Source organism: bacterium (genome assembly GCA_021372775.1).
Classification (GTDB): Bacteria; Acidobacteriota; Polarisedimenticolia; order J045; family J045; genus JAJFTU01.
This window is the reverse complement of the sequence record JAJFTU010000116.1, coordinates 1-5,694: the sequence shown is the minus strand read 5'-3', so window position 1 is coordinate 5,694 and position 5,694 is coordinate 1. Positions and strand designations below refer to the sequence as shown.

The window sequence follows — 5,694 nt, the reverse complement described above, 5'->3', positions numbered from 1 at the left end:
GTTGCTGCGGCTGGGGCGGGACAAGGACGCGGCCGAGGCGTTCGCGCGGGCGCTGGCGCTCGACCCGAGCGCGGGGCGTCCGGCGCTGATGCTCGGGCAGATCCTCGTGCACCACGGACGGATCGACGACGCGGACGCCCTTTTCGCGCGGGCGCGGGAGACGGCGGAGCTGCCTGAGGACCGCGCCGGCGGGTGGATCGGCGGGGCGATCGTCGCCGAGACGCGGCGTCGGCTCGGCGAGGCCGAGTCGGACTACCGGCGGGCGCTGGCGATCGCGCCGGACTTCCCGCCGGCGCTCGAGCGGTACGGGAATCTGCTGCTGTTCATGGATCGCCCGGCGGAGGCGGCGCCGCTGCTGCGGCGGCTGACGGAGACGCGGCCGGCGTATGCGCAGGGGTGGGGGCTCTACGCTGTCGCGCTGGCGAAGCTGGGGCGCGCCGACGAGGCTCGGGACGCCGAACGGCGATCGGTCGGGCGCTGACGGGGGCCCGCACGGGCCACTTGACAAGAGAAGCGGCGGAGCCCCGAGGGCCCCGCCGCTTCTTGGTTTTCGGGATTCGCGCGCGGCTGCCTACTTGCGGCCCGCCGGCTTCTTGGCGGGCTTCGGCTCCGGCGCGGGCGCGGCCGGGGCCGCGACCGCGCCCTTGGCCTTCTCGATCAGGGTCTTGGTCGCCGCGGCGTCGTCGGCGTTCGGCCGGCTGCCGAGGTAGTTCTCGAGGAGCGTGACCGCGGTGGCGTTGTCGCCCTTGCGGAGAGCGATGTAGCCCATCTCGCGGTTGGCTTCGGCCAGGCTCGGGTCGAGCTCGAGCGCCTTCCGGTAGGCCTGCTCGGCGCGCTCCAGCTTGTCCGCGTTGGAGAAGCTCGCGCCGATGTTGAACCAAGCCTTGGCGTCCGGCTTGGCCACCTGCTCCATCTTCTGGAGGATTTCGATCGCCTTGTCTTCCTGTCCCTTGTCGGTGTAGATCGTGGCGATGGACGTGTAGGCCGCGGCCTCGGTCGGCGCCTTCTCGAGAACCGCCTGATACGCGGCGAGGGCGTCGTCCTTGCGAGCCATCTCGTCCAGCAGGGCGGCGCGGTTGAGCATCACCGGGACCGAGTCCGGCGCGACCTTGAGTTCCTCGTCGTACCAGTTGAGGGCCTGCTGCTTGTCCCCCTTGCGGTAGCAGACGTCGGCCAAGGCGCCGCGCGGGCCGACGAACTTCGGATCGGCCTCGGTCGCGAGCTTGAGGTACTTCTCGGCGGAGTCCCAGTTCTTGAGCCCGGCTTCGTTGATCCCCTTCAGGTACAGCGGGCCGAGCGCCTTGGGAATCTTGGCCAGGACCTGATCGACGAGGGCGTTCGACTCGCTGAACTTGCCGTCCTGCGTGAGCCGGTTGGCGTCGTTGATCATCCCGTTCAACTGTTCGGCCTCGGGGCCGGTGAGGACGCCGGCGTAGAAGTTCTCCGGCACCATCACGAAGTCGAACGTGCTGACCGTGTTGGCGTCGAGCCGGACCGGCGGCATCTCCTGCTTCGGACCCAATTCGCCGGCGTTCTTGGTGATCGGCTGGCCGGCGCGGGTCTTGATCTCGTAGGAGATCGTGTACATGATCAGGCCCTCCTTGTGGGCCGTGATCTGGAAGACGCCGAACTTGAGGAACGGCAGCTTGTAGGAGCCGTCCTTTTCGGTCTTGGTCTTGCGGGTTCCGCCGCCTTCCTTGGATCCTTGGGCGACGATTTGGACGTCGGCGAGCGGCCCGCCGTCCTTCAGCGTGACCTTGCCGCTGACCGAGATCATCTGGGCGTGGACCGCCGGGGCCGCGAACGCGGCGACGGCGGCCGCCGCGGCGAACAATCCTGCGCGTTTGAACACGAGCGCCTCCTTTGGTTTGCGAAGAATGGGGCCGGGGAAATTTTAGACCGCGGCCCTGCCGCGGCGCGAACCGCTCGGACGCACTTTTCGGCCGGGGCCGGCGGCGTGGTGTAGAGTCTCCGCCATGAGGCCGAAGACCGTGTCCGGCCGCCGCGCGGCGGTCGCCCTTGTCGCTCTCCTTCTCCTCTCGGCGGCGCTCCCCGCCCGGGCCCAGGAAGACCCCCTCCCGACGGACATAACCGAAACGGTGCGGGTCGAATTGGTTCAGTTCAACGTGCTGGCGACGGACAAGGCCGGGGAGCCGGTCACCGACCTGAAGCCGGAGGACCTCCGCGTCTTCGACGACGGGGAAGAGCAGCGGGTCGCGTTCGTGGAGCCCTACGCGGCGCCGTTGCCGGCGCAGGTCACGGTGCGGAAGGGCGGACGGGCGGCGCAAGAAGCGGCGGCGGCCCCGGCGGCCCCGGCTGCGGCGGGGGAGGCGGCGCTGCCGGAGCGAGAGCGGGGCCGCTACATCGTGCTGTTTTTCGACACCTACAACACGTCGCTCCGCACCCGGAACCTCGCCATCAAGGCGGCGCTGGAGTTCGTGGAGCAGAAGCTGCGGCCGCGGGACCGCGTCGCCGTGGCGAACTTCACCGGCAAGCTGAAGATGGTCCAGACCTTCACGTCCGACCACGGGCAGCTCACGGCGGCGATCAACGCCGTCGCGGGCGACATGAAGAACTCGCTGGAAGACCGGGTCGGCGCCTTGGACGACTTGGTGGACGCGATGGGGCGGTGCAAGAACACGTCCTACGCGTGGACCTGCGTGACCAAGCAGGCGTCGCAGTGGGAGTACGAGAACCGCCGCACGCAGGACATCTACCTCTCCGCCTTGACGACGCTCGTCCGGGCGATCGCGCCGATTCCGGCGGTGAAGGTCTTGGTGCTGTTCAGCGACGGTATCCCGCGCGATGCCACGGCGGAGGCCAACGACGCGGCCGCGATGGCGATGGGCGAACAGACGGCGAGCCAGATGATCAACCATGCGCCTCTCGCCAGCGGCGACCGGTCCTGGACCCGCTTTGCGGAGGCCGCGGCCTCGGCGCGCGTTTCCGTCTTTTCCATCTGCCCCGGTGCGAACTTCGGGCGATTCGGGGCGATTTCGGCGCGCCAAGGGCAAGCGCTGTCGGAAGTCAACAACAAGAGCCAGATCGACATCTACCGCAACAGCGAGGCCAACCTGATCCAGGGGGTCGCGGAACTGGCGGCGCGCACGGGCGGCAAACTGCTGCGGTCGGCGGACATCGGCGTTTCGCTCGGCGAGACGGTCAAGGCCGCGAGCGGACTCTACACCGTCGGCTTCTACCCCCGCGGGCAGGACGTCGGGATACGGACCCACAAGATCAGAGTCAAGCCGCAGCGGCGCGGACTGGACGTGACGGCCGCGCGCGACGTGCCGCGCCGGGTGATCCAGATGGCGCTGACCGGCGAGTTGACGACGGAAAAGAGCGGCTGCGAGGGCGATCGCCGGCAGTTGCTCGTGCGGCTGCGTCTCGACCGCTCGCGCTTGGCGTTCGAGGAGATCAAGGGCGCGCTCTCCGCCAACTTCTCCGTGTACACGGAACTGCTGGTGGACGGGGTCGAAGAGCCGGCCTTCGTCGATTACCGCTTCTTCAATGCGAGTCGCGACGCCAAGATGGGGGGCGATGCCTTCGTCGATCCGACGGTCGAGCAGCGGCTGATCGTTCCTTGCGGCGACCTGCGGGTCGCGCTCACGGCCACCGACTCCGCGACCGGCGCCCGCGCCGTCTTCACCGCAAGGATCGAGAAGTGATGCGTCTTCGCCTTGCCGTCTTGGGCCTCGCCGCCGTCGCCGCGCTGTTCTGCGGCTGCGCGCGTCCCGCCGCTCCGGCGCGGCACTTGCTGCTGATCACCCTCGACACGACGCGCGCCGATCACCTTGGCTGCTACGGACGCTCCGGCGCCGGCACGCCGTGGCTGGATCGCCTCGCCGCCGACGGCGCGCGCTGGGAGCGCGCGTATTCGCAGGTTCCGGTGACGCTGCCGTCGCACGTGGCGATCCTCACCGGGTTGTACCCGCCTCACAACGGCGTGCACACCAACGGTCAGCGGGAGATGAAGGAGACGGCGCGCCCGCTGGCCGAGGCGCTCGCCGGGCAGGGCTTTTTCGCCGCCGCGGCGATCGGCGGCTTTCCCGTGGCCGGCCAGTTCGCGACCCGCCGCGGCTTCGACGCCTACGACGACGAACTCGCCGACGCGCGCAACCGCGGCGGCGTCGAACGGCCGGCCGACGCGGTCGTGGACGCCGCGCTGCGGCTTGCCGACCAGCGCGGCGGGAAGCGCCTCTTCCTTTGGGTTCACATCTACGATCCGCACGATCCGTACGAGCCGCCGTCGCCGTTCAGGGAGCGGTACGCGGCGGATCCCTACCAAGGGGAAATCGCCTACGCCGATTCGGCTTTGGCGCGGCTGGAGCGCGAGTTGCGGAAGAAGCTCGGCGACGAGTCGCTGTTGATCGTCGTCGTCGGCGACCACGGCGAAGGGCTCGGCGAGCACGGTGAGGCGACCCACGGCTTCCTGCTGTACGAGCCGACGCTGCGCGTGCCGCTGATCCTCTCCGGTCCGCGGGTTCCGCGCGGGAAAGTCCTTCCCGGTCCCGCGCAGACGGTCGATCTGTACCCGACGCTTCTCAAGCTGCTCGATGTTCCCGCGACCGCGGGGCTCGACGGCGCCCCGCTCGCCTTCGACGGCAAGCAGGATCCCGCGCGCCGCGCCTACTTCGAGACCGAACTTCCTTGGCGGAACTACGGGTGGAGTCCGATGTACGGCGCCTCCGACGGCCGCTTCAAGTTCATCGACTCTCCGCGGGCGGAACTCTTCGACTTGGACCGCGATCCGCGCGAGACGGTCAACCAACTCAAGGAACGCGCGGCGGAGGCCGGCGACCTCGGCGGCTTCATCGCGAGGCAGCGGGGGGGGACGGGACTGCCGAATGTCGCTCCCGGCGCTCCGATCGACCCGCAGCTTCAGAGCTTGGGTTACGTCGGCTTCGTCGATCCGTCCTCGGCCGGCGGAACTCTCGCCGATCCGAAGGACAAGCTCCAAGCGTACCTGCTGTACACGGAGGCCGCGCGCTGGCTCGAGAAGGGGGAGCCGCTCAAGGCTTTGCCGCTGCTCGACAAGTTGATGCTCGAGGGGGACGCGCCCGGCCTGCATCTCGAACGGGCCGTCGCGCTGCGCATGGTCGGACGCACCGACGACGCGGAAGCGGAACTCCGCCGGATTCCGCCGGGGAACGACGACATGCCGGGGCTGCAGCTCGAGCGAGGACGGCTCCTCGTCGTCAGGCGGCAGTGGCGGCCGGCTCTGGCGGCGTTCGAGCGTCACCTGCGGCAGTCTCCGCGCGACGCCGAGGCGCTGATGCTGCGCGGCGCGGCCCGCGAAAACCTGAACGACGCCGCCGGCGCGGAGGCCGACTACCGCGCGGCGCTGGCGGCGAACCCGCTCTTCGGCGGCGCTGCGCTGCGCTTGGCGGTCCTGCTGACCGACCACGGCCGCGTCGGCGAGGCGCGCGGGCTCCTGACCGACTACCTGCGGCGGGCGCCCGGGGACGACACGGCGCGCGGGCTGCTCGGCGCGCTGCCGGAGGGACGATGATCGGTCCGGTGCGGCACACGACGGGCGGCAAGGAGCGGCGCGAGATCCGCGCCGCGCTCCACGGCGAACGCCCCGCGGTCCAGGTCGGGAAGAACGGCGTGGACGAGGCGCTGGTCGCGTCGGCGGAGCAGGCGCTCGCCGCCCGCGAGGCGATCAAGGTCCGGGTCGGCGGCGGCTGCCCG

At 70.3% G+C, this 5,694-nt stretch carries 5 protein-coding genes; 4 read left to right on the top strand and 1 reads right to left on the bottom strand.

Features of this window, described 5'->3' with window-relative positions:
- Positions 1-481, top strand: a 481-nt coding sequence (locus tag LLG88_04085; GenBank protein ID MCE5246086.1) for a tetratricopeptide repeat protein, incomplete at its 5' end; no start/stop codon positions are given.
- A 90-nt stretch (positions 482-571) separates the two neighbouring features.
- Here LLG88_04085 and LLG88_04080 read toward each other — a convergent pair.
- On the bottom strand, positions 572-1,852 hold the full coding sequence (locus tag LLG88_04080; GenBank protein MCE5246085.1) for a tetratricopeptide repeat protein: 1,281 nt from the start codon (positions 1,850-1,852) through the stop codon (positions 572-574).
- Between the two features lie 124 nt (positions 1,853-1,976).
- On the opposite strand from LLG88_04080, the gene LLG88_04075 reads away from it, so the two are divergent.
- From LLG88_04075 to LLG88_04065, 3 genes are all read left to right on the top strand, one after another.
- The gene (locus LLG88_04075; GenBank protein MCE5246084.1) at positions 1,977-3,668 is read left to right on the top strand and encodes a VWA domain-containing protein; all 1,692 of its coding nucleotides are present in this window, start codon (positions 1,977-1,979) and stop codon (positions 3,666-3,668) included.
- Positions 3,668-5,512 (top strand): sulfatase-like hydrolase/transferase, encoded by a 1,845-nt coding sequence (locus LLG88_04070; GenBank protein MCE5246083.1) that lies wholly within the window; start codon positions 3,668-3,670, stop codon positions 5,510-5,512. Before LLG88_04075 ends, LLG88_04070 begins: the two co-directional genes overlap by 1 nt.
- Positions 5,509-5,694 (top strand): YhbY family RNA-binding protein (locus tag LLG88_04065; GenBank protein MCE5246082.1); only part of this gene is annotated, 186 nt, incomplete at its 3' end. The genes LLG88_04070 and LLG88_04065, both read left to right, overlap by 4 nt.